The 19727-nt window shown below is 70.0% G+C and carries 32 protein-coding genes; 6 read left to right on the forward strand and 26 right to left on the reverse strand.

Annotation, left to right across the window (positions count from 1 at the left end; all coding sequences use genetic code 11):
- Positions 1 to 16 precede the first annotated feature (16 nt).
- From CP976_RS43250 to CP976_RS07310, 19 genes are all read right to left on the reverse strand, one after another.
- Complete coding sequence (locus CP976_RS43250; protein WP_229876048.1) at positions 17 to 1270, reverse strand: hypothetical protein; 1254 nt, start codon at positions 1268 to 1270, stop codon at positions 17 to 19.
- Entirely contained in the window at positions 1267 to 2379 is a 1113-nt protein-coding gene (locus tag CP976_RS07235; RefSeq protein WP_150479583.1) for a hypothetical protein, read from the reverse strand. Before CP976_RS07235 ends, CP976_RS43250 begins: the two co-directional genes overlap by 4 nt.
- 10 nt (positions 2380 to 2389) lie before the next feature.
- A complete protein-coding gene (locus CP976_RS07240; protein ID WP_150479584.1) occupies positions 2390 to 2773 on the reverse strand; it encodes a phage tail fiber protein in 384 nt (127 codons plus the stop codon).
- A gap of 10 nt (positions 2774 to 2783) precedes the next feature.
- Positions 2784 to 4838 carry a polysaccharide deacetylase family protein gene (locus CP976_RS07245; RefSeq protein WP_150479585.1) on the reverse strand — a complete coding sequence of 685 codons (2055 nt, stop codon included), beginning with the start codon at positions 4836 to 4838 and terminating at the stop codon, positions 2784 to 2786.
- A 61-nt stretch (positions 4839 to 4899) separates the two neighbouring features.
- A complete protein-coding gene (locus tag CP976_RS07250; RefSeq protein WP_150479586.1) occupies positions 4900 to 5127 on the reverse strand; it encodes a MerR family transcriptional regulator in 228 nt (75 codons plus the stop codon).
- 101 nt (positions 5128 to 5228) lie between these two features.
- Positions 5229 to 5837 carry a GIY-YIG nuclease family protein gene (locus tag CP976_RS07255; RefSeq protein ID WP_150479587.1) on the reverse strand — a complete coding sequence of 203 codons (609 nt, stop codon included), beginning with the start codon at positions 5835 to 5837 and terminating at the stop codon, positions 5229 to 5231.
- A gap of 28 nt (positions 5838 to 5865) precedes the next feature.
- The gene (locus CP976_RS07260) at positions 5866 to 6117 is read right to left on the reverse strand and encodes a hypothetical protein (protein ID WP_150479588.1); all 252 of its coding nucleotides are present in this window, start codon (positions 6115 to 6117) and stop codon (positions 5866 to 5868) included.
- On the reverse strand, positions 6114 to 6449 hold the full coding sequence (locus CP976_RS07265; RefSeq protein ID WP_150479589.1) for a hypothetical protein: 336 nt from the start codon (positions 6447 to 6449) through the stop codon (positions 6114 to 6116). Before CP976_RS07265 ends, CP976_RS07260 begins: the two co-directional genes overlap by 4 nt.
- Before the next feature lie 15 nt (positions 6450 to 6464).
- Positions 6465 to 6647 carry a hypothetical protein gene (locus CP976_RS07270; RefSeq protein WP_150479590.1) on the reverse strand — a complete coding sequence of 61 codons (183 nt, stop codon included), beginning with the start codon at positions 6645 to 6647 and terminating at the stop codon, positions 6465 to 6467.
- A gap of 8 nt (positions 6648 to 6655) precedes the next feature.
- Positions 6656 to 7276 carry a hypothetical protein gene (locus CP976_RS07275; protein ID WP_150479591.1) on the reverse strand — a complete coding sequence of 207 codons (621 nt, stop codon included), beginning with the start codon at positions 7274 to 7276 and terminating at the stop codon, positions 6656 to 6658.
- 184 nt (positions 7277 to 7460) lie between these two features.
- A complete protein-coding gene (locus CP976_RS07280; RefSeq protein ID WP_150479592.1) occupies positions 7461 to 9494 on the reverse strand; it encodes a P-loop NTPase family protein in 2034 nt (677 codons plus the stop codon).
- Between the two features lie 6 nt (positions 9495 to 9500).
- Positions 9501 to 10775, reverse strand: coding sequence for a hypothetical protein (locus tag CP976_RS07285; RefSeq protein WP_150479593.1), 1275 nt, complete (start codon positions 10773 to 10775; stop codon positions 9501 to 9503).
- Between the two features lie 20 nt (positions 10776 to 10795).
- Entirely contained in the window at positions 10796 to 10999 is a 204-nt protein-coding gene (locus CP976_RS07290) for a hypothetical protein (RefSeq protein ID WP_150479594.1), read from the reverse strand.
- A 109-nt stretch (positions 11000 to 11108) separates the two neighbouring features.
- On the reverse strand, positions 11109 to 11267 hold the full coding sequence (locus CP976_RS42800) for a hypothetical protein (protein WP_167537291.1): 159 nt from the start codon (positions 11265 to 11267) through the stop codon (positions 11109 to 11111).
- Positions 11267 to 11488 carry a hypothetical protein gene (locus tag CP976_RS07295; RefSeq protein WP_150479595.1) on the reverse strand — a complete coding sequence of 74 codons (222 nt, stop codon included), beginning with the start codon at positions 11486 to 11488 and terminating at the stop codon, positions 11267 to 11269. Before CP976_RS07295 ends, CP976_RS42800 begins: the two co-directional genes overlap by 1 nt.
- A 45-nt stretch (positions 11489 to 11533) precedes the next feature.
- Positions 11534 to 11758: a hypothetical protein gene (locus CP976_RS07300; RefSeq protein WP_150479596.1), complete on the reverse strand. Its 225-nt coding sequence runs from the start codon at positions 11756 to 11758 to the stop codon at positions 11534 to 11536.
- Between the two features lie 206 nt (positions 11759 to 11964).
- Complete coding sequence (locus tag CP976_RS07305; RefSeq protein ID WP_150479597.1) at positions 11965 to 12174, reverse strand: hypothetical protein; 210 nt, start codon at positions 12172 to 12174, stop codon at positions 11965 to 11967.
- On the reverse strand, positions 12171 to 12341 hold the full coding sequence (locus tag CP976_RS42805; RefSeq protein WP_167537292.1) for a hypothetical protein: 171 nt from the start codon (positions 12339 to 12341) through the stop codon (positions 12171 to 12173). The genes CP976_RS07305 and CP976_RS42805 overlap by 4 nt, the downstream gene beginning before the upstream one ends.
- On the reverse strand, positions 12338 to 12793 hold the full coding sequence (locus tag CP976_RS07310; protein WP_150479598.1) for a hypothetical protein: 456 nt from the start codon (positions 12791 to 12793) through the stop codon (positions 12338 to 12340). The genes CP976_RS42805 and CP976_RS07310 overlap by 4 nt, the downstream gene beginning before the upstream one ends.
- 253 nt (positions 12794 to 13046) lie before the next feature.
- On the opposite strand from CP976_RS07310, the gene CP976_RS07315 reads away from it, so the two are divergent.
- The 6 genes from CP976_RS07315 to CP976_RS07340 all read left to right on the forward strand — a co-directional run bounded on the left by CP976_RS07315 (position 13047) and on the right by CP976_RS07340 (position 15892).
- Positions 13047 to 13301 carry a hypothetical protein gene (locus CP976_RS07315; protein ID WP_150479599.1) on the forward strand — a complete coding sequence of 85 codons (255 nt, stop codon included), beginning with the start codon at positions 13047 to 13049 and terminating at the stop codon, positions 13299 to 13301.
- Positions 13302 to 13450: 149 nt separating this feature from the next.
- Positions 13451 to 14092: an NUDIX domain-containing protein gene (locus CP976_RS07320; RefSeq protein WP_229876046.1), complete on the forward strand. Its 642-nt coding sequence runs from the start codon at positions 13451 to 13453 to the stop codon at positions 14090 to 14092.
- Positions 14089 to 14496 (forward strand): NUDIX hydrolase, encoded by a 408-nt coding sequence (locus CP976_RS07325; RefSeq protein ID WP_150479600.1) that lies wholly within the window; start codon positions 14089 to 14091, stop codon positions 14494 to 14496. Before CP976_RS07320 ends, CP976_RS07325 begins: the two co-directional genes overlap by 4 nt.
- A 337-nt stretch (positions 14497 to 14833) precedes the next feature.
- Positions 14834 to 15073: a hypothetical protein gene (locus CP976_RS42810; RefSeq protein WP_167537293.1), complete on the forward strand. Its 240-nt coding sequence runs from the start codon at positions 14834 to 14836 to the stop codon at positions 15071 to 15073.
- An 89-nt stretch (positions 15074 to 15162) separates the two neighbouring features.
- Entirely contained in the window at positions 15163 to 15537 is a 375-nt protein-coding gene (locus CP976_RS07335) for a hypothetical protein (protein ID WP_150479602.1), read from the forward strand.
- Positions 15538 to 15637: 100 nt separating this feature from the next.
- Complete coding sequence (locus CP976_RS07340) at positions 15638 to 15892, forward strand: helix-turn-helix domain-containing protein (RefSeq protein ID WP_150479603.1); 255 nt, start codon at positions 15638 to 15640, stop codon at positions 15890 to 15892.
- A 48-nt stretch (positions 15893 to 15940) separates the two neighbouring features.
- Here the strand turns inward: CP976_RS07340 and CP976_RS07345 are convergent, their stop codons facing one another.
- The 7 genes from CP976_RS07345 to CP976_RS07370 form a co-directional block, all read right to left on the reverse strand.
- Entirely contained in the window at positions 15941 to 16309 is a 369-nt protein-coding gene (locus CP976_RS07345; protein ID WP_150479604.1) for a hypothetical protein, read from the reverse strand.
- Positions 16306 to 16533 carry a helix-turn-helix domain-containing protein gene (locus CP976_RS07350; RefSeq protein ID WP_150479605.1) on the reverse strand — a complete coding sequence of 76 codons (228 nt, stop codon included), beginning with the start codon at positions 16531 to 16533 and terminating at the stop codon, positions 16306 to 16308. The genes CP976_RS07345 and CP976_RS07350 overlap by 4 nt, the downstream gene beginning before the upstream one ends.
- On the reverse strand, positions 16530 to 17132 hold the full coding sequence (locus CP976_RS07355; RefSeq protein ID WP_150479606.1) for a hypothetical protein: 603 nt from the start codon (positions 17130 to 17132) through the stop codon (positions 16530 to 16532). The genes CP976_RS07350 and CP976_RS07355 overlap by 4 nt, the downstream gene beginning before the upstream one ends.
- A 47-nt stretch (positions 17133 to 17179) precedes the next feature.
- Positions 17180 to 17467, reverse strand: a complete 288-nt coding sequence (locus tag CP976_RS07360; RefSeq protein ID WP_150479607.1) for a hypothetical protein — start codon at positions 17465 to 17467, stop codon at positions 17180 to 17182.
- Between the two features lie 301 nt (positions 17468 to 17768).
- Complete coding sequence (locus CP976_RS42815; RefSeq protein WP_167537294.1) at positions 17769 to 17939, reverse strand: hypothetical protein; 171 nt, start codon at positions 17937 to 17939, stop codon at positions 17769 to 17771.
- The gene (locus tag CP976_RS07365; protein WP_150479608.1) at positions 17936 to 18622 is read right to left on the reverse strand and encodes a hypothetical protein; all 687 of its coding nucleotides are present in this window, start codon (positions 18620 to 18622) and stop codon (positions 17936 to 17938) included. Before CP976_RS07365 ends, CP976_RS42815 begins: the two co-directional genes overlap by 4 nt.
- A 96-nt stretch (positions 18623 to 18718) precedes the next feature.
- Entirely contained in the window at positions 18719 to 19684 is a 966-nt protein-coding gene (locus CP976_RS07370) for a DNA cytosine methyltransferase (protein WP_150479609.1), read from the reverse strand.
- Between the last annotated feature and the right edge of the window lie 43 nt (positions 19685 to 19727).

The following is a 19727-nucleotide window of genomic DNA, read 5'->3' on the forward strand; positions in this document are numbered from 1 at the left end:
CGGGTTGAGTCTGGCGTCAGGGCCCGATAGCGGCCCAGGGGCCGGCGAAACCGGCGGCGGTGTTGGACCCGGGGGCGATGGACGCGGGCAGCGTGGTCTGGGCGGTGCCGTTGGTCGCGAAGCGGTAAACACCGGAGGTGAGCCCAGCGTTGACGGCAGTGGCAAGGCCGCCGCTGCCGCTGGCCCGGGCGATGGTCGGTGCGGTGGTCGCGTTGAACACCATCGCCACCCAGACGAACGAGCCTGCGGCGACGCTGGTGCTGGCAATGGTGGTGGTCTTCAGCCCGGTGCTGGCGATCGACGCGTCGACGCCCGTGGTGGCGAGGCGGGATCCTGCGGGGCTGTAGAGGCCGACCCAGTTCTGCCCGGCGGTCGGCGTGGCGCCCGCTGTGGTCACCCACCAGTAGATCTTCGTGATGGCTGTGTCGTCCGGCACGTGGATCTTGCTGAGGTAGACGGTACCGTTCGTCAGCAGCGAGCCCGTGGTGGCGATGACCGGGTCGTAGGTCCAGCCGGTCAGGCCGTGGTTGACCGGGAGCTGCTCGCCGAAGGCGCCGGTCGCCGTGTAGACGGAGCCGGCGGCCGGGACGGTGAACAGGTTCGCCCCGCCGTTGCGGAGGGTCAACAGACGCCCGGTGGTGCCGCCGTCCGTAGCCGTGAGGAAGATGCCCTGCGCTGCCGTTCCTGCGGCGGTGCCGCGGCGCAGGTCGATCGACAGGGCGGAGGCGCTGGTGTCGTCGGTGGCGCCGCTGCCGCCGTTCGTGTGCGTGATCTTTACGGTGCCGCGGGGCAGCGTCTCGTGACCGGAGATGTAGACCGCCGACGTCTCGCGGTTGTCGGAGATCAGGTTCAGGGCGGCGGCCACGTCGACGCCGGTGGTGGACGCCTGGTAGATCGTGACCGCGTGCTCGGTCGGCGACGTCGTCTTCAGGAACGCCGAACGGGCCGTGAGGTTCGTCGTGATGCCGCCGGTGAGCGCACCGCCCGCCTTGGGTAGGAACTGGCCGGACGCCCACGCCCGGTCGCCGTGCGGGTCGACGGCTTCAACGTGCGCGGCGACCGCGGCATCCGCCGCCTCGTCGGCGACGGGGCCGGCGACCGCCGCGGCGATCGTGGACACCTCCGCCGTCTCCGCCAGGCCGGCCACATCACCGGTCCGCCCGTTGATGCTGGACACGAGCCCTGCCGACACCTCGACGATGCGGGCCTGCTGACCGGTGGTGACCTCGATGGCATCATCGAAGGCTTCGCCCGTGACTTCGATCCTCACCGGGTCACCTCCAGCGACATGACCACCCTGCCCTGAAGGAGCCGCACCACCGTGGAGCCGCTGACCATCTCCAGGTCCCACAGCCCATTGCGGGTGAGGGTCTCGGTCACGGCGGCGGGGAGGGCGAGCCGCACCGTGTCCCCAATGACCGTCAGGTAGTCGGTGAGGTCGAGCAGCAGCTCACCGTTGTCGGAGGCCGCAGCCGATCGGATCTGGGCCCGGGCGGTCCAGCCGGTCCAGGCGAAGCCGGGCACATCAGCCACCCGGAACGATTGCACGTAGGTGGCACCCTGCTCGATGCGAAGGTCGAAAACACCAGCTGCCAACCCAGCCACCTCCGGGATCTCGGAACTGGCCGCGTCGGCGGTGAGCGTCGACTGGGCGGACAGGGCGACCGCCTCGTGCGCGGACAGGATAGGTGCGGCGGTGAGTTCGCTGTCGACGCTCAGGTCGCTGCTCGCATGGGCGGCGACCAGGGCAGCCGACGTGAGGGCACTGTCCGCGGCGAGCGCCGCGCTGCCCGTATGAACAGCGCCGTTGGCGAGCGTGTTGAACAGGTCGTAAGCCGCAACGTCGGCGGTCCCGGCGTTGCGGTGAGCGGACATGTCGAGCGCGCACGTATCGATCTCGGCCGCGACCCAGGCGGGGGTGGCGAGGCTGCGCCGGTTGGTCCACGTCGTGCCGTCGGGGCTCGTGTCCCAGTAGACCGTCCCAGCATCCTCACGGAGCCGCAGGAACGCCATCGCGACCGGATCATAGGCGATCTCGACGACACCAGCATCGAAGTAGCCGACATCGTTCTTGCAGCGCAACAACCCGGCGACGGCGTTGATCGTGAACCCGATGCGTGTTCCGGCGGTCGGCGAGTTGACGAGGACACCGCAGTAGCACTCCGTCGCCGCGCCCGCCGTCGGCACGGTCGGGATCTTCACGAAGAAGCTCGCGCCGGCCATCGTCCAGCTGTACGCCGTCTGGTAGCCGGCGAACCCCGTGGTGCACGGGACCCGGGCCTGACCACCCGTCTCGGTGACGCCGCCGTAACTGTTGCCCCAGACGGGCCCGATCACACCGTCGTTGAAATTGTCGACCAGCGTCGAGAGGGAGGGCACGAACGCCTCCCTACTGCAGAGCGAGCGTCAGAGACCCCGCGGGCAGCCGGAGTTCATCCCCAGCCGCCACAGTGCGGGAGGCGGATAGCGGCCCGTACCAGAGCCGCACCGGCGTCCCGGCCGAGTCCCAGATCTCCACGCCGACCACCGTGGCGGCCGGCATGCCGGTCCAGACGAGGTCGGCACTGTTGCTGGTGGCCCCGGCGACGGCGGCCGCGACGCTGAGGTTCTGCCGCGCGTAGGAACCGCCGGTCACCTCCGTGCCCGCCGTGGTGTCGTCGCCGTTCGCGGTCACCAGTGCGACCTTCAGCGGGGTGGTGGGGGCGGTCACGGACAGGCCGAGGATGAAGTCGAGGGCCCGGTTCTCGGCGGTGTTGCTCAGGTTGTCGGCCATGCGGCCCCCTTCAGCTGTAGTAGCGCATGGCGTCGGAGACCGGCAGGACGGGGATGCCGCGGGTGTTGATCCCGTCCATGATCGTGTTGAAGTCGGTGAGGCTGCACTGGTTCGTGTTCGCTGCCGTGCCGGTCACGATCTCGTGGAAGGTCAAGATCAGCCACTGGCCAGTCGACGCACAGCGGTCCAGCGGCCCCCCGGCCGCGAGCATCGTCGTCGGGTGCGCCGGGGAGGCGCCGCCCGCCATGGAGCCGATGCCGGAGATGGACCGCATCCGGTACGACATTCCCGCGGGGAACGTCTCGCCCGCGTTGTCGGCCGAGCTGATGCCGCGGCCGGTGGTGAAGTAGCGGCTCGTCAGCAGGTCGATCGGATCACCGTCGACGGTGGGACCGAACCACCCGCCCGGGTAGGCGAAATGCTCGGACGTGAAGCCGTTGGTGACCATCCAGGCGCGCAGGTTCCGCAGTTCATCCAGCACGGCCTGCGTCGACAGCGTCGTGTATTTGGCGTTGTGGGCGGCGGCCGTGTAGGCGTGCCCGGCGATCTCCCACCCGGAGTGGTCCTGCATGGCCCGCATCTGAGCCTTGGTGAGGTACACGCCGGTGGTGTCGACGACGTCCGCGATCGTGTAGATGGTGCCTCGGTAGCCGAGCGAGTCCATCTTCGGCCGGGCATTCCCCCACACCGACGCGTAGCAGTCGTCGAACGTGATGCTCACAGCGCCGGTCGGGAACACCGTCGACGTCGCGTCGATGATCTCCACCGACTGCAGGTTCACGGTCGCGGGGCCGGTGCCGTTGTCGACGACCTGGAACGCCATGTCCGTGAAGGAGCCCGTGTTGGAGGGGACGCCGGTTGGGCCGATCGTGTACGTGCCGGTCGGCGAACGCACCCCGGCCCACTGGAGCGTGACCGTCACCCACTCGCCGGATTGGACTTGGTTCTGCGCGGTGGAGGCGTAGGTGAACACCCGCCACGAGTACGAGTTGGCGAGGGTCGAGGAGCCGATCAGGAAGTTGATCTGGTTGAGCTTCGACACGTCGGCCACGCGGAAGGTGAGCCGCAGCGCCTTGCCGGTGAGGTCGAACGCCGGGGCACCGTAGCGGCGGATGTTCCCGACCGCTGCCGTGCCCGTGGTGGTCATCGCGAACGACTGGCTGCCCTTGGAGAAGGTCGTCGTGTCGTTCGGATTCGAGCTGCCGACGCCCGAGCCGGACGCCGTCCAGCCGTGGCCCGCCGCGAAGATCTGCCGCCAGGACGCCGCCCGCCATCGCGGCCGACGTCCCGTGGGCGCCAGCATCGGCAGCGTCCAGCCGGCCGCCGTGAGCCGCCCCGTCACCTGCGCGTTGCCCGACACGTTGAGCGCGGACAACCAGGCCGTGCCCTGCTCGACCGCTGCGACCCGGTTGAGTGCGTCGTTCAGATAGCCGTCGATCGCGGTGACCGTGCTGCCGAGCGCGAACTTCGCGTCGGCCCAGGACCGGTCGCCATGCGGATCCGCAGCGGTCGTGTGTGCGGTGACGGCGGTGGTGGCACTGCCAGCCGGGTCCGCCTCAACGTCCGCCGCGGACAGGACGACGACGCCCTGCTCCCCGTTCACGCTCTGGACCAGATTCGTGGCCGGGTCGCCCGGGTCGCCCTTCGCCCCTTCCGGACCCTCGGGCCCCTGCGGCCCGGCCGGGCCGGGAGGTCCGGTGACGACGACGTACTCACCCTCCGCCGGCGCGGTCGGCGCCACATCGGCGATGTCGACCACCGGGGCCGCGGCGGGCAGGGACAGCGGATAGGAGCGGCCCGGGGTGTCGTACCAGCGTTCCGTCACCCGGTACGTCCACCCGCTCGGCGTCACATCCGGGTCATCGGTCGCCAGCAGGCTGACGCTGAACGCCCCGTCGTTGTCGAGGACCACCTCGACGTCGCCGATGACGAGCGTGCCGTGCGTCGCAGAGGTGAGGACGTCCGGCTCGGGCTGGAAGACGATCCGGCCCTTGTACGCGGTCCCGTCGGGCCGCTTGTACGTGCCGCTGACCGTGACCGTAGAGAGTCCGGGAGGCAGTGGCATTGGAACCTCCCGGACGTTGAGGGCCCCGCCGTCCGGGGACCGGGCACGGACGACGGGACGATCAGGCGGCGCGGACGCCAGCGGGCAGGGGCGGCGGCTTGCCTGGCTCCAGCAGCTCGCGCGTGTACTCGTCGCGGCGCGCCTTCGGCAGATCGAACACGAGGTAGCCCGCGCCCTTACCCCTGCCCGTCTTGCTGATGCGGCCCTCGGAGGCCCACCGCCAGATCGTGCCGACGGGCACACCGGCGTAGTAGGCGGCGTCCGCGGCGGAGACGTAGCCGGGGAGCATGGGCACCTCCCCCGGAAATGGCGAGAGGCCCACCAGTGTGGCGGGCCTCAAAGCGCACGAAGGCTATCTGAGCAGATGATCGCTTCGGTCAGATCGATATGTCAAGTGGCGGCCGATACGGAAGAGTCGCCGGGGAACCAGTCGTCGCCGTCAGGGACGACGGATGCGGTCCAGTTCGGCGCTCCCAGTTCGTCGCGTAGGGCCAGGATGTGCTGCTGCAGGGCGGGCCCCGGATGGAAGTATTCGCCTCCTGCCCGCAGCTCGGCGAAGCGCTGGTGCATCGCGACCTCTCGCTCCAGGCCACCCTCCTCGATGGCGAGTACCTCGTTGGGTCGGATCGATGAGAAGCGACTGGCGAGGTTCGTCGTCATGCCGATCTTTATGAGGCGCCCGCAGCGGATGTAGTACACCCAGCACTCGCGCTCCGCTGCTGCGGCCACTCGTGCGGCCACTTCCTCCGCGTTGATCCGATCGCGCTTCTCTGCGTTCGCGATGTGCCACCGCGTCAGCTTGGTCGCTATCTCGACGGCTCGGTCGTCGATCTCAACGCCGGCGAGCTCGAAGCGGTGGAGGGTGATGAGGATGTCGGTTCGGTTCGGTTCGTCGGCGGGCACTTTGTCGGCGTGCGGAATCCTGCGGCCTACGTTGACGGATCCTTTCATTCGGTACGGATCGTGCACGCCGATACGCGCACCGCGGGGCTGCGGCATTCAACCTCCCAGGCTCTTCATCATCGTCTCAACGGCCGCTGACAACGGGCTGTTCTACGCTCTCTACGGCCAACTCGATGTCGGCGGCCTGCATCGCCCCTTCGAGCGCGGCCTGCGCCCCGCTGTCCCGCCACGCCGCGGCGATGTCGGCCCGGACGAACGCCAGCCGCAGCGTGCCGCCGTGGACGGACGGCGAGGCGTGGTCGAGGAGCATCCCGGCCGCCATACGACGAAGGCGAGTCGCGGCCAGCACCTTCGGCCACCAGACGGGGATGGTCATCGCTTCTCCCCCATGTACTGCCGCCACATGGACCGGAGCACGAGCAGGCAGGTGGTGCCGCACACGGCGGCGATAGCTACGGCGAGGAAGCCGAGGGCGAGCCCGATGGATCCGACGCAGACGGCGCAGCTGATGCCGATCCACTTCCCGACGTTGGCCGGCTGCTTGTGCTGGTGCTGGCAGGTGTGCGGCTGCTGCGGCTGAATGGCCTGGGCGATGGCCTGGGCCTGCAGAATCGCGTTGATGATCTGGAGTTGCTGGCTGTTGTCGGCCGCCTCGACTGCGTCGTGGGTGGCCTGCACCAGCGGCAGGTTGGGGGTCGGGGCGGTCATGGCGGGTGGTCTCCTTCAGCTGAGTTCGATGTGGGTGGCGGTCCAACTGCGGTTCTTGCGGGCGCCGTCTTCACGGACCCAGTCGGCGACGAGGCGGCGGGCTTCGGCTTCGCTGCCGGCGCGGACGGTGCCGACGGATTCGCCGTCGTGGTGCCGGCCGTCGCTGACGGCGGCCTTCCAGCGATAGGTGCGGGGCATAGGGCCTCCTAGTCGATTTCGCCGGTGCCGTGGCAGACGGCGCAGCGGATGCGGGTGGTGTCGTGCAGGCGGGACTCGATGGCGTGGTGGCCTCTGCCCTCGCACGCGGGGCAGGGGTTGATCGGCTCGGGCGTGTAGTCCGGGTCGGGCTCGTAGCCGCCGGCCTGGACGGTCCACGCAGCCTCCAGCGCACCGGCCTTGACGGTCGCGACGCCGTTGCGGGCCGTCCGCCTGATCGGGCGGGTGATGGCGCGGACGGCCTTGTTCTTGCGGCGCCGGGCGGCGGGCTTGATGATCCGGGTCCAGTAGATTCCGCCCGCGCGCTTCAGGTCGTCGAGGATCACCTCGGGGTGCAGGGTCCCGGCGAGGACCGCTCCGCCGACCTCGATCTCGAACACGTCGTCGTCTTCGGCGCGTTGGCGGCCGGTTGACGCGGCCTTGATCTTCTTCAGGTCGCCGACGGTGATGAGGGGGTCTTCCCAGCTGTGGCCGCTGTCGCAGTTGCCCCATGCGGGGAAGAAGTCGAAGATCCCGCGTCCGTCGAGGCTGAACATCGAAATGGCGCAGTCGGGGCAGGTCTTGGGCTGTCCGTCGACCGTCATCTCAACGATCTTCACCTCAATGCCCATATCGGGATCTCCTTCGCTTTCTGACCGGTACAGGGTCCGTGATGGTCCGTGACAGTGCAGGTCAGGACTGTGAGGGCTTCCGTGATGGACCGGTACGGCATCACGGTCCCGGGGCTGGAATCCCGGTCCGTACCGGTTGGCGTCACGGTCCTGACCTGCGGCGTCACGGTGGCGTTGCGGTCGTTCAGGCTGCCTGAGCGAGGCTCTCGCCGGTGATCTGCTTGATCGTGTCGAGGCGGTAGCCCCGCGTTCCCCCGGTAACCTGGACGGTGGACACGGCCACGTCGAGGCTGAGCCAGTCGACGGCCCTCTTCAGCTCGGCGGAGAGCTGCTTGGCCCCGGCGAGAGCGTCGAGCTCCCAGGCTTCCGGGGCGTGCTGGGCGAGGTAGTCGAGGACCTGGCTGGTGGGCAGGAAGTCCGGGTCGTCGGCCGCAGCGAACGCGCCCCGCACCATCATCACGATCTTCGGCAGGTCGGAGCGGAGCCGGTCCGCCTCGGTGGCGCCGAAGTGGTCCAGGCCCGCGGCGGCCAGCGACTCGGCGTCGACCGTCGGTCGGCCGGCCGCGGCCCGCTCACGCGCCCGCCGCATGCCGTCCTGCTCGTCCAGGAACAGGAACTTGTGCTTCAGCGGCTCGCGGGAGCCGCAGCCGCGGATGTACGCCTGGGAGGCGTCCCGCAGATCGTCACCCACGGCGTTACCCTCCGCAGGGTCGAGCCGGTCCGGCCGCCATCCCTCACCGCCGGCACCGGTACCGAAGACCTGCACGATGTCCTGATGCCGGGACGGGCCGACGACCTTCAGAGCGATCGAGTCGGCGATGGCCTTGCCGATGGCGTCCTTCGTCGCCTCCTGCGCTGCGAGGATGAGTTGCACGCGGGACTTCCGGCCAGTCTGCAGGATCTTCACGGCGAGTTCCTTGGCCCGGTCCGACAGCTGCGGGTACTCGTCGATGAAGAGCACGATCGCCGGCCGCTCCGGGCTGGGCTCCCAGTTCGCCTTCATGCCGAGCTTCGCGAACAGGGTCGGGCGGGCCTTTGCGATCCGCAGGGCCTGGTCGAGGATCGCCTCGATCTGCCCCATGTTGTCGTCGCCGATCGCCCGGACCCCGAGAGCTTCGGCGAGCGGATCGAGACCGTTGCCACCCGGGTCGAGGTCACCGACCAGAACGTCGGAGCAGGCGGTCAACGCGTCGGCCATCGTCCGCAGGATCACGGACTTCCCGCCGCCGGACGAGGCGACGACGATGCCGTGGATACCCAGCAGGGACGCCTCGAACGTCTTCCCGTCCATGCGGTGGGCGAGGATCTGCTTGTCGCGCATGCGGCGGCTGTTGGGCTTCCGCTCGGGCGCGCCCGGCATGTTCGCGAACGGATCCGACTGCACGAGGCGCAGGATCACCCGGCCGCGGGACTCGCGCACCGGCTGCGGCAGCAGCCCGTTCTCCGGCAGATCGAGCGGCGTCTCCAGGTCGGCAGCCTTGGTGACGATGTCGGCCGGCTTGCCTTTGGCGAGACGGACGGTGACCTCCCACCCCCACTCGTAGCGGCGGTTGGCCTCCACCTCCTTCACCTGGATGCCCTCGGAGGCGAGCGCGCGGCGCACGCACTCGGCGGCTTCGGTGCGGTTACGGGCGTCAGCGATCGGGAACGGGTCCCCATCCTGCTGCAGAACCTCGACCTTGCCCGGGTCGACACCGCGCGGCCGGCCCTTCCATACGCCGACCGTCACCGCGGCCATCGCGTACAGCACCGTCACCCACAGGCCACCCTCGAACGCACCGTAGGAAGCGGCGCCCGCCACGGGGGCTGCGACAGCGCCGCGGGTGATCAGGTAGCGGCGCCGGCGGTCCCTGAGCTGCTGGGTGCGCCGCTGCACGACCGCCTCAGCCCCGGCTTCCTTGCCCATGTCGCCGCGCGCGGCCTTCACCTGAGCGCGGGCGGTGCGGATCATCTGCGGGTAGTCGCCGACCATCTTGTCGTGCTCGATACGGGCGATGTGCCACCAGCCGCGCGCCGACCATCCGATCCACACGACCGTCGGGTGGTGGCCCACCGTGCGGGCGGTACGGCGGACGATCGCCGCCTTCGAGTGGACCCACGCGGGCAGCTGCCGCTGGGGGGTGGCGGGCCGCTTGTCGACGACCGTCTCGACGGGGCCGACCGTGGTCGGCTGGAGGGGCACCGCCACGGTCCGGCGGTCAGTGGTGGGGGTGGCCATGGCGGGTCAGTCCTTCTTCTGCTCGAGGCGCGCCTGGGCGCGGGCGACAGGGTGGATGGGGGCGGTCTCGCCGGCCCGACGGACGGGCGGAGTACCGCCGTTGTTGCGGCGCCCGTCGGGGGCGTCCGGGCCCTTCTTGGCGCGGGGACCCTTTTGGGATTCGACCTGCGCGAAGTCACCGATTATCGGAACGTCGGTGGCGACCTTCATGCGGGTCTGCGCGGCACGCGACTTGGCCTCGATCTCCGGGGTGATGCCGACCGTCTTGCAGCCGGTAACGCGGTACCAGGCCTCGGCCCAGATCTGCTCGGTGACGTACTGCGAGCCGCGCGCGGAACGCATCGAGTCGGCGACCTTCCACACCTCGTCGTGGCTCGCTTTGCGGTCCTCGTCGCGGCGACGCTGCTCCTCCTCGGCGCGGGCCTGCGCGGCAGCCTTCTCCGCGGCGGCCCGAGCCTCGGCGGCCTGCTTCTCGACGCGCGCCTTCTCCCGCGCGGCCTCCGCCTCGCGCCGGGCACGCTCGGCCGCCCGGCGCTCACGGAACGACGGAATGCCGTCGGCCTTCTGCGCGATGCCGTGCTCATAGGCCATCAGGACGATCGGGCCGCCGAGGGAGGCGATGGCGCCGATGAGGCCGGCGTTGAAGCCGATCTCCGGCTTGGTCATGCCGCCGTGCAGGTTGATCGCTGCGGCGATGGCTGCGGAGATCATGATGCCAATGCGGTACGGGGCGACGTCCCGCCGATGAGCCACAGCCCACGCTGCACCGAACGCCAGCACCAGGGCCAGGCCCTCCAGCAGCGCCGGCGCAGCGATGAGGAACGGGCGCTTCGGATCCCAGAAGTGCATGAACTGCACGGGCGCGGCGATGATCAGGCCGACGGCGTAGATGCCGCGCGCACCCCACTTCCACCAGCGCTCCGACCGCTCCTGCTCGGCGACCCGCTGCGCCTCCGCGGCCTCCTCATCGGCGGCGGCCTGCTCCGCCTTCTCCTTCTCGGCGCGCGACTTGGCGGCCTCGGCCTCCTTCTTGGCGACGTAGGCGTTGTGGTCGACCTGGTCCTTCTCCAGGCGCAGACGCTTGCGCTCGTTCTCCAGGCGGAGCTTCTCGGCCTCCTCGGCGGCCTTGATCTTCTCGGCTTCGGCCTCGCCCTCAGCCTTGATGCGGGCTGCTTCAGCTTCGGCGTCGGCGCGGGTCCGGATCGCCTCCGCCTGGGCCAGCGCGACCGGGTCGAAGCCGCGGTCATGGCCGTTGACGTGCTCGATCGACGTGGCGGTCACGGGTATCAATCCCTTCGGGTTCAGGCGGTGGCGGTGCGGGTGGGTACGGGCCGGTGCTTCCACCAGGCAGCGACGGCGGCCAGGGCGAGCACCTGGCCGGGGATCAGGCCGACGATCACGGCCGCGCCGGTGGCGGCCAGACCGATCGGGGCGGCAGCCGACGGCCACAGACCGACGACGATCAAGAAGCCGGCCAACAACAGCCAGCGGACATAACGGGACATGACGACCTCACACAGGGTCGGGATGGACGGCGGGGGTCTGGTCGGCGCCCCGGGCGGGAGTCGACCCCGCGCCCTCACGGCTGGATGCCGGGGCTGTGGCGGTGAGCGATCACCACCAGATGGACTTCTTCTTGCGCTTGTCGGGGCAGCCGTTCCGGGCGTGGTCCTCGCGCGGTGGGCACGGCTCGTTCTGCGCCCCGAGCCCCAGCCAGTTGCCCTTGTGGAGCTCGGCGTGCTCCTCGCACTGGGCGCAGCGGTCGGCGGACATCAGGCGGCGGCCGGGTAGTCGAAGCCGTCCAGCTCGGCCAGCAGCTGCGGGTCGAGGGCGGCAGCGTTCCGGCGGAGCAGACGCATCTGCTCACGGTCGCCGTCGGACCGGGCCGCGCGGTAGGAGTCGACGATCTGCGCGTCGACCGGCATGAGTGCGCGGCGCTTCTTACCGAGCTCTGTGGCGGCGATGTCGGCGTCGAACAGGGTGGGCGTAGACATGACGGTGGTTCCTCACTGGTCAGGTGGGGTGGGAAAGGGGGTGGGTCAGAGCTGGTTGGGCTGAAGGTCGAAGAACAGGACCACGAGCGTCGCGCCGTACTCCTCGGCGAACTGCTTGTAGACGAACTCGAAGACCTGCTGGCGGGTGACTCCGCCGGGGACGTCGACGATGGCGCTGCGCGTGTTGAACCGACCGTCCGGCGTCTGAACCGACATGACCCAGTGGTAGGCGGTGGTCGTGGGCTGCACGGTCTGGGCGGAAGAAGGCATGGCTGATCTCCTCGGGTGGTCATGCCGGGATGAGATGGGGTGGGAAGCCGCGGGCGGCGGGACGGGGGCGGACACCGCCACCCGCGGCGGATCAGGGGGTTAGCGGGTGGCGTTCCGCAGACGGCCAGCCAGGTAGCTGGCGAGCGCCTGGCATGCGCTGCAAGTCCAGGAGAAGCCGAACCAGCCGCCGCAGCGGTCGCACTGGCTCACCGGTCTCCACCACCCTCACGGACGAGACGCAGCGGGGTCGGCTCGGGCTCGTAGTTGACGAAGCAGGTCGCGAGGCGCTGCCCGGTCTCCACATCGGTGACGGACACCCGCAGCAGCGGACCAGCCCCAGGGAGTTCGCCGACCTGGCGGACCACCGCATCGGCCTTCGCCTGCGCCGCGGTCAGGCGAGCAAGGTCGGCGCTCACGACCGCTCACCGCTCTCACGGACAACGAGGAACCGGTCCGACGGCAGATCCATCACGACCGTGACGGGCTGACCCTGGGAGCGGAGCTCGGCGGCCCGCTCCTCCGCCGGCCAGCTGCCGCGCGGGCTACCGGCCGGGAAGTGGTCGAGGATCTCGGGGGCGCTCACGACGCGGCCTCGATCAGGTCCAGGCGGCCGGCGTCGGCGAGCTGGCAGCGGCACATCGCCATCTCGTCCTGCGCCGCCAGGCAGCCGTCGAAGTCGGCGGAAGCGGCCAGCGAGCGGCAGGTCGACGCAGCACGCCGATAGCGGGAAGCGATTCGCGCCGGGGCGATCAGGTCCAGGCGCCCCGCCGCCTCCAGAGCCCGAAGCGACTCCTCAAAGATCGGGCCGCAATCGAAGAACGAACCGAACTCGGCAGCCGTCCACGTGGTGGCGCGGCGCTCGGACAGGCGGTCCCTGTACTCGACCGCAATCTCGTAGCGGGTCACCGCACGAACCAGCGACACCGGCAGGAACGCGCGCTCCAGCTTGGCCAGCGCCTCGGCGGCGGCCGGCGACAGCGGGGCGACCGGGGTGTGCTCGGCGCTCACGGGCGCCGGTACGATCTGGGTAGCCACAGGGTCTCCTCTACAGAACCTGGTGGTTAGGGCCGGCGCACGAGGTGAGAGTCGTGTTGTCCGGCCCGCTCTTCGTTTGTGCGCTATCCGCGGGCTGGGCCCGGTGAGAGTGGACAGCGGTTGCGCCGTCTTCTAGGTGGCACCTTGAAGACTTGGTAAGACCGTAGAGGCCTCCCGACGGCGAGTCAAGCGCCCAACCCAACGTTTCTAGCTGAGGCTTGAGTGGCCGTCGGATCGCCCGTACTCTCGCGTCATGGCCGACTCCCCCGACGCTCCCTTCACTCGCTACGACGAGCAGCTGCGCGCGATCACGGACCTCGACGAGCGCTGGGCCAAGTACCTCGAGCTGGCCGAGTTCCTCGATAGCGAGCTGGAACTTTGGCGACGTCGGCAACGCCAGGAGATCGCCATGGGCTTCCGCGACGAGGGGAAGACGTGGAAGGAGATCGGCAAGTCCATGGGAGACGTGTCGTTCCAGCGCGCCTTCCAGTACGGCAAGGGTGAGTGACCGTGGCTGCATGGGATCGAGTCTTCGCGTGTGGGCGCGCCCAGACCATGAAGACCTACTGCAGCACCATGCAGTGATCTGAAGCGGGGCATGCAGGCCCATGCAGACCCGCTACGAGAGGGCCCACAAAGGCGGCCGAGGAGCCGATAGTGGAGGACGTTCAGCAGCGGTGGACCGGGGAGAAAGCCGCCCGGCTCCAAGACGCATTCGAAATGACCCAGGAAGAGTTCGCGGGAAAGCTCGGGGTCTCGGTTCGCAGCGTCGCCTCGTGGCGCGCAAACCCGAGGATGGTGCCCCAGCCCGAGACGCAGCGCATCCTGGACACGACTTATGGAATGGCAGGTGATGCGGTGCGCCGGGAGTTCATCCGATTGTCGCGGAAAGCAACGCCGCAGCCGGAGGCGCAAGCACTGCGAGTGGCTATCGCCGTGGTCCGTCGAGGCGGTGACGTGCTACTCGTGTGCAGGCAGGACGGCGACGACATCGCCTGGCAGTTCCCGGCCGGCATCGTCAAGCCGGGCGGCTCAGCGTCGAAGGTCGCCGTGCGGGAAACCCTGGACGAAACCGGGGTCCACTGCACCGTCCGCGAACACCTGGGTGAACGACTCCACCCCTATACGCGCGCAATGTGCGACTACTTCATTTGCGACTACGTGCACGGCGAGGCAGTCAACGGGGATTCCTCCGAGAACGTCGCCGTGGTGTGGGCTCCGATAAGTGAGCTCAGCCGCTTCATCCCCACCGACCGCATTTACCCGCCGATCCTCGAAGCTCTGGAGGCAACCGTATGACCACCGAGACGACGAAGCCCGACGTGTCTGCCGCGATCATCACGGACGGCGAGCGTGTCCTGATGGTGCGGCGCCGCGTGAAGGAGGGCGAACTCAGCTGGCAGTTCCCGGCTGGCGGCGTCGAGGAGGGCGAGACGGCGGAGCAGGCCGCGGTGCGGGAGACGCTCGAGGAGACCGGCCTGACGGTGAAGGCCGTGAAGTACATCGGTGACCGCGTGCATCCGAAGTCCGGGAAGTTCATGGCGTACACGGCCTGCGAGGTCGTCGAGGGCACAGCTCGCGTCGCCGACGAGGAGGAGCTCGACACGGTGGCTTGGGTGCGGCATGGGGAGATCCCCGGTCTGGTGCCCTACGGCCTGTTCGGGCCGGTGCAGGAGTACCTCGACGAGGTGCTGCCGCACTGACGAGTTTTGGACATCCCTGGCGGTCCACTTCAACCCGACTGGGGTCCCGAAACCACGGACGGAAACCCGCAGCGCCGCAGGTGACTACCTGTTCTACCTGCGAAAATCCACCCTAGCGCAACTATTGATGCGTTTTCGATCTTGCCAAGATCGCTCAGCGGCCGCGGCGAGAACCCGCTAGAAAAGCGAACGGCCGGGTGCGTCAACACCCGGCCCGTTCTAACGGCGAGCTGTCACTCGCCGATCAGCAATCCAACCCCTGTGAAGGATGGAGCTACCCATGCAGAGTAGCGGCACGCCCGTATTAGCGCGCCCCGCTTTGTCGACAGATCACCTGTTGAGTGCGCCACTCCCCCACCTGCTCGCCGAACTCGACGTCGAGCTGGTCGACTCCTCGATCACGGACGCCGGGTTCTACGGTGCGTTCGTAGTGGACCGTGACGGCTTCCGCATCCTGTCGATGCCCACCGGCCGGTCGGTGTTCGAGCGGGACACGGCGGCGCGGATGCTCCTGGCGGAGGGCTTCGGCCTGGATGCCCCGCCGGTGCCGGCGCCGCTGGAGGTGTCGCGCGCCTGACGCACCGTCCCTGGAGCCCCGCCCGCATGTCGGGCGGGGTTTCGGCTGTTCTGCTTTCGTCGCGTCGTCCCTGCGTTCAGACTGCCGTCATGGATCTTTCGAAGCCCGCGCCCGAGTCGGGGCCGCTCGCCTTCAAGGGCTACATGGCGACTGCGCTGCTGTATCCGGATCGTGTGGAGTTCAAGCGATCACCGATTGCGCGGCTGGGCGGGAACCGGAGCGGCACGGTGCTGCTGGCGGACGTGCTGAAGGTGCACCAAGTGGCGCCGACGCGGCTGGTGAACGGCCACGTGCATCTGATGACGGCGGAGGATCCCGGCGCGTTGCGGAGCCTCTCGATGACGCCGAAGCAGCAGCCGGCGGGGAACCCGCGCACGATCCTGTTTACGTGGCAGCAGCGGGACACGTACACGAAGTTCGTGGCGGCCGTTGAGGCGGCTCTGGGAGAGCAGCCGAATCTGTAGCTGCAGTTCCGGTTTGCGCCGCGTTCACGCCCTTGTGCCGCCATCGTGCGCCGTTGACCGTTGTACGGGTCGAATGACCGTGCACTGACAGGGGGCTGGAGTGCGACGCAGGTTGGATGACGTGGCGGGGCGGGCGCTGTTACGGCTGGCGGTATTCCTGCACCGGACGGTGGCGGGGCGGGTGGCGCGGGAGCGGTGGCAGCAGCGGCGGAATGCGGCGTTGCGGGCGGCGTCCGGGCGCGGGGTGCCGGTGGCGGAGATGGCGGCGCGGCTCGGGCTGTCGGAGGGGTGGGTGCGGCAGGTGCTGAACGGGCGGAAGCCGGCCGAGCCGCCGGTGGTCGAGGAAGCCGCGTAGGCGGACACACAGAAGGGCCCCGACCGCACTCGCGGCCGGGGCCCTTCGTCATGGCAGCAGTCCTTGTTCCCGGAGTCTTGCGCGCCGGGCGACGGCCTGCTCCTCGTGCCAGCGGCGGGCGTTGCGGGCCTGCCGGATCGTCGGGGTGGCGGCTCGCTCCCACGGCTGCCCGGGCGGCATGTCGACCGGCTCGTGGTCGACGCGGCATCCGGACAGCCAGACAGCGTTGCGGTAGCGGTGCAGACCGTCATGGCCGCGCTTCAGAGCGCAGCGCCAATGCGCGTAGCCGTTGGTCTCACCAGGGACGCCCGTCTTGACGGGCCGGTCGTTGCAGTAGCCGGCGAGGGTGGCGCGCAGGTCCCACCACCGGTTCTGTGTGCGGTGGATGGTGCGCCAGGCAAGGGCGGGGAGTTTCATGCGCTGCCTTTCGGTTTGATCACGTAGTTGATGTCCAGGTCGAGCCAGACGAGGAGGGAGACGAGAGCGTCGGCGTCGGGCCGGTTGCCGTCGGCCATGCGGGAGAACGTGGATGGGGACAGGTCGACGGCTACGGCCAACTGCTTCCAGGTGAAGCCCTGATCGCGTCGTGACGTGTCGAGGCGCTGGTAGAGCTCGGGGACGTCGAGCAGATGGGTGCTCACGCCGCCCGCCTCTCCGCCAACGGCAGCCGGAACAGTTCGTCGTGCCCGTACTGCTGGCCGCAGCCGCAGCGTTCGCCGGGGGTGTCGAGGGTGACGCGCAGGACCCGGCCGCACGGGCAGGCGACGGGGACCTTCCGGGGCGGTGCTTCGCCGGTGATGACGCGGCGGGCCTGGCCTGCCACCTGGCGCACTTCGTCGGCGAGTTCTCGTATCGCCGGGTGCTCGTCGCACAGGAGCCGCAGGTTGATGACGAGGATCCCGGAGTAGCCACTGACGGCGGATTCGACGCTGCCGTACTGCGGGAGGGTCCAGCCTTCCCGCTCGTAGAAGTCGGCTGCCCAGCTGGCGAGTACGCCTTCGATTCCGCCGCGGGCCCGGAGGTCGAGTGCCTCGATCGAGCAGGGCAGGGGCGCGGATCGGGTGGCGGTGCGTCCGTCGCCGCCGCGCCGGCCGGGGACGAGAGCTTCGGCGAGCTGCCGGTAGAGGCTGGGCAGGGCGTCGAGGTTCTCCTTGATGCGGTCCTGGCAGCCGGGGTGGACGCGGGGAACGGAGGGGCGGTCACAGACGGCGCACGGGTAGGACTGCGGCGCGTCGAGCATGGCGGGCTCCTTGTGCGGGCGGTGCGGTCGGGCGGGGTGGTGTTCGGCTACTCGCCGTGCTTCTCAAGCGGCCAGAGCCGGTCGTTGGCGGCGGCTTCGCGGAGGCTGGGGCCGGCGTTGTGGACGGGCGGCTCGTCGAGGGCTTCCTCGAGGAGGTGGGTGCCGACGGCGACGGGGTGTTCGTCGATGAGGCGGCGGACGCGGGCGATGCGCGCCTGCTCGAGTCGGAGTTGGGCCCGGTAGGTGGCGATGGCGGATTCGCGGGCTTCGAGCTGCTGGTAGAGGGCGTCGAGTTGGTCGCTGGTGATCTCGTTGATGCTGAGTCGGTAGGTCATTCCGGGCTCCGGTGGGCGGGATCGACTGTGTGGCGGCTCTGAGCGTCTGTCTGGGGCTGTTGCGGCCGTGGAGTCGCCGACGGCGTTTCAGGCCCGCAGACGGGCGCTGAGGGCTTTTCTCGGGCCTGTTGCGGCTTGCTGCGGCCCTGCCGTTTCGCCGCCCGCCGTGTGGCCCGGTTCGGTCGGGGCGGCTCCGCGTCGTCGTCGACGACCTCCTCGCCGGACCATCCGACGGTCGTCGTCCACAGGACGCCGGGCCGGGGCGTGTGCTCGCCGCGCGGGTTGCTGCTGGGTACGGCCATCACCGCCTCCCCCGGACCCGGCCGCGCCCGTCGAGCACCCCGTCGGCGTGGGCCAACAGCCGCAGCGCGCGGCGCAGGACGGACCGCAACGGTTCGCGGCGGCGGGCGTAGGCGGCGAGGATCTGGGCGGAGCCGTCGTCGGGGATCCAACGGATCGGCGGGCGGGTCACGACTGCGCCCCGTCCTGCTGCGGCTCGGCGTTGGGCTGCGGGTCATGGGATTCGTCAGTGGCGCAGGCGACGCAGCCGGGTGGGCACGGCTTGGCCGCCGGGGCGGAGGTCGCCTCGGTGCCGGGCTGCGCCTCCGCGGCGGCGGCGAGACCGTCTTGGTACTCGGCGCATGCGCAGGTGCAGGTGTGCGCTCCTGTTCCGCACTGGCAGGGCCCAATGCAGTAGTGCGTGTCGCAGTCGCGGCATAGAGCACGCCCGCAGTCGTCGCAGTCGTCCTCTTCCGACCTTTCTGGCGCCCCCTTCGAGGACGGAGCCTCCGCCTCGGTGCCGGGCTGCGCCTCGTCGGCCAGGCGGCGCAGTTTCTCCAGCTCGACGCGCATCTCCTCGCCGAGTCGGTGCAGCGCGTCGAACGCCTCCGACTTGATCGGCACGCCGTCGTCGTCGACGCCCCGGCCGTAGGCCCACTTGCGGCGGTGGGCTTCGGCAGTGAAGTGCAGCAGCAGCGCCTCAGCCATCGCGGCCCGGTCGGCGGGCGGTTCCACCGTCTGCACCTCGGGGTGCACCCGCGCGACGTGCCCGTCCATCAGGCTGCGCGGCACCATCGGCCGGTCGGGGCACCACGGGCAGGGGTCGCGGACCTCGACGCGGCCTGCGATGGGGCTGGTGAAGTCGGGCTGGGTCATTGGCTGCTCCTGGTGGCTGTGCGGGCGGGGGTGGGTGGTGTGGGACGCTGGGCACAGGCCCGGCCGCGGTAACAGCGCGGCCGGGCTGCGGCGTGGTCACGCCGGGATCGCGTCGAGCGCGTGCGCGGCGGTCATGAGGTGGCGGTGGCCAGCGGCGGTCTGCTGAGGGATGACCCCGTTGCCGGCGATCCGCAGCAGCTCGGTGCGCGGAATCCCGGGCACGTCAGTAATCCATCCGGTGGGCCAGCCCATCAACCACTCGTAGGCGGCCGGGCTGACCCGCAGGTTGCCGCGCGCGTCCGGCGCGACCGGCGACGGAGCCGGGCGACCGGTGATCTCGGCCCAGCGGCGGACCGCCGGCCCGTAGTCCACGCCGAGCTCGGCCGAGTTCCAGTTCTCGTCGAGGCGGACGGCGACACCGGGCAGGTAGTACACGCCCTTGCCGTCGCGCTGGTTGGGGCCGCCGTTCGGGCCGTCGGTGGCCTTCGGGGTGGGAAGCATCGGCAGCGGCGGGTACAGGGCGGGCGGCGCCGGCACCTCGATCGTCACGCCCGTGCCGGGGATGGCGTAGCCGATGAACCGGGGCCTGGTGTGGGGGGCGCCGATCGCCGACGCCTTGGTGATCGTCCAGTAGAGGTCGTAGCCGAGCTCGTTGAGGTTCGCGGCGACGGTGGGCAGGCCGCGAGTCTTCAGGGCGGCGACGTTCTCCAGGAAGACGCGGGCCGGCCGGATGGCGGAGATGGCGTGGGCGACGCTGCGCCACAGTCCGGAGCGGGGGTCGTCGAGGCCGAGGCGGTGGCCGTTGTGGCTGATGCCCTGGCACGGCCATCCGGCGATCAGCGTGTCCAGGTCGGGGAACTGCTCGGCGGTCTCCCGGTAGTTGATCGCGTCGATGCTGCCCAGGTTCCGGACGCCCGGGAATCGGGCGGCCATCACGGCGGAGGCGTGCGGGTCGTTCTCGGCGTACACGACGGTGCGGGCGCCGGTCGCCTCGCGGACGGCTTCGTCGAGCTGGCCGGAGCCTGAGCACAGGCTGATCGCGGCGGACAGGGGGCTCGTCATCGGGTGCCTTTCGTGTCGGTGTGGTGGGCGCTGTCGTGGCGGG

It is taken from the genome of Streptomyces coeruleorubidus (assembly GCF_008705135.1).
GTDB classification, from domain to species: domain Bacteria; phylum Actinomycetota; class Actinomycetes; order Streptomycetales; family Streptomycetaceae; genus Streptomyces; species Streptomyces coeruleofuscus.